Source organism: Pseudomonas sp. HMWF006, assembly GCF_003061205.1.
Taxonomy (GTDB): domain Bacteria; phylum Pseudomonadota; class Gammaproteobacteria; order Pseudomonadales; family Pseudomonadaceae; genus Aquipseudomonas; species Aquipseudomonas monsensis.
In genome coordinates this window covers 1-2319 of sequence record NZ_QAIU01000337.1, presented here as the reverse complement: position 1 = coordinate 2319, position 2319 = coordinate 1, and the positions used below count along the sequence as shown (strand labels likewise).

The window sequence follows — 2319 nt, the reverse complement described above, 5'->3', positions numbered from 1 at the left end:
CAGCTTGAGCAGCGCATGACCGATTACGTGGCCGGCGGCTACGCTTTCGATCTGGAGGACAACGAACCGTCGATCCGCTGCGTGGCGGCACCGATTCGTGATGCGAGCAAGCGCATTGTGGCGGCGATCAGCATCGCCAGCACCGTGCCGTACATGCCGCTGGAAAAAATGGCCGAGCTGATCCCCCTGATCAAAGGGGTCACAGCCCGGCTGTCGGCGGAGCTTGGCTTGAAGGTGTGAGGCCTTAAACCTTGAGCGTCGCCATGTCGATCACGAAGCGGTATTTCACGTCGCCGGCGATCATCCGCGCGTAAGCCTCGTTGATCTGGCGGATGTCGAGCATTTCGATGTCGCAGGTGATGTTGTGCTCGGCGCAGAAATCCAGCACTTCCTGGGTTTCGGCGATGCCGCCGATCAACGAACCGGCCAGCACGCGACGGCCCAGCACCAGGTTGGCGGCATGCACCGGCGGGGCGATCGGCTCGATCAGTCCCACCAGAATATGCACGCCATCAAAGCGCAGGGTTTGCAGGTACGGGTTGAGGTCGTGCTGCACCGGAATGGTGTCCAGCAGGAAGTCGAACTGGCCTGCGGCGGCGGCCATCTGTTCGGCATCGGTGGAGACGATCACATGATCGGCACCCTGACGACGGCCTTCTTCGGCCTTGCTCGCCGAGCGGGTGAACAACGTCACTTCCGCGCCCAGGGCCTTGGCGAATTTGATGCCCATGTGGCCAAGGCCGCCCATGCCGAGGATCCCGACCTTGTCACCGGCCTTCACGCCGTAGTGCTTGAGCGGCGAGTAGGTGGTGATGCCGGCGCAGAGGATCGGCGCGGCGCTGGCCAGGTCGAGTTTTTCCGGGATGCGTACCACGAAGTGCTCGCTGACGACGATGCTGTCCGAATAGCCGCCCATGGTGTTGCTGCCGTCGACCCGTTCCGGGGTGGCGTAAGTCATGGTCGGGCCTTCGAGGCAGTATTGCTCGAGGTTCTGCTGGCAGGCAGCGCAGGTACGGCAGGAGTCGACCATGCAGCCAACGCCGACCAGATCTCCGACTTTATGTTGGGTGACGTTCGCACCGATGGCGGTGACTTTTCCGACGATCTCATGGCCGGGCATCAGCGGATACACAGCGATGCCCCATTCGTTGCGGGCCTGGTGGATGTCGGAGTGGCAGACGCCGCAATACAGAATCTCGATCGCCACGTCGTCAGCGCGAGGGCTGCGGCGTTCGAATTTCATCGGGGCGAGGGGAGTGGTGGCCGATTGAGCGGCATAACCGATAGCGGTGTACATGAATAACCTCGCAGAAGCAGTGACAGGTGAGGTGGCGCATTCTGGGCGTCGTCTGTCGCGGCGGCCATGACGATTCCTCCGGGTCTCATGCCTAATCCTCCGGCATGCAGGTTTCGGCGAACGCATGGGCAAAAGGATCTGCGATGATGCTTGCATGCCTTTTTCCGTGACTTTTTTGAAGACCCCTCCGATGCAGTTGACCCGCCATCTTGATGCCAATGCCACGCTGGTTTCGCTGATCGAGCCGCTGGCGCTTTGCGACGGTTACAGCCAGACCGGGCTGCCGGGTGTGCAGGTCTTGCGCGCCAGTTGCGACGTGGCGCGTGGCCCGCATATTTATGAGCCGAGCCTGATGATCATCGCTCAGGGCAGCAAGCTGGCGTTCCTCGGCCCGCGCACCATGGAATATGGCGCCGGGCACTACCTGATTCAGGCGCTGCCGGTGCCGTTCGAGTGCGAAACCTTTGCCTTGCCCGATGCGCCGTTGCTGGGCGTGTCGGTGGCCATCGACCGGGTGCTGCTCGGCGAGTTGGTGCTGGCCATGGGGCTGGCGCCGGGGCGGCACATTCCGGCACAGACGCCGGAGTCGATGACCTCGGTGGTGCTCGATGATGACATGCGCGGCTGTGTCGAGCGCTTGCTGCGCTGCCTGCACGATCCGCTGGAGCGGCAGATTCTCGGACCGGCGCGGGTGCGCGAATTGTTGTTCACCGCACTGCGCGGGCCGCAGGCCGATGTGTTGCGTGCACTGGTGGAGCAGCAAGGACAATTTGCCCGGGTCGCTGCGTCGATCAGTCACCTGCATGCGCATTACACCGAACCATTGAATGTCGAGACCCTGGCCAGTTGCGCGAACATGAGCGTTTCCTCCTTTCACGAGCATTTCAAACGCAGCACGTTGCTGTCGCCGGTGCAGTACCTGAAGCGCTTGCGATTGCTCAAGGCGCAGACGTTGCTGGTGGCGGAAGGGCTGGGCGTGGCGCAGGTGGCGCATCGGGTGGGGTATCAGAGCACGTCGCAGT

The 2319-nt window shown here is 62.6% G+C and carries 3 protein-coding genes; 2 read left to right on the top strand and 1 reads right to left on the bottom strand.

The window, feature by feature from the left end; all coding sequences use genetic code 11:
• Positions 1-240: IclR family transcriptional regulator C-terminal domain-containing protein (locus tag DBR24_RS32150; protein WP_305888976.1), on the top strand; the 240-nt coding region annotated here is incomplete at its 5' end.
• Positions 241-244: 4 nt separating this feature from the next.
• Here DBR24_RS32150 and DBR24_RS13920 read toward each other — a convergent pair.
• Positions 245-1297 (bottom strand): NAD(P)-dependent alcohol dehydrogenase, encoded by a 1053-nt coding sequence (locus DBR24_RS13920; RefSeq protein ID WP_128615052.1) that lies wholly within the window; start codon positions 1295-1297, stop codon positions 245-247.
• A gap of 190 nt (positions 1298-1487) precedes the next feature.
• On the opposite strand from DBR24_RS13920, the gene DBR24_RS13915 reads away from it, so the two are divergent.
• Positions 1488-2319, top strand: an 832-nt coding sequence (locus tag DBR24_RS13915) for an AraC family transcriptional regulator (protein WP_146189041.1), incomplete at its 3' end; no start/stop codon positions are given.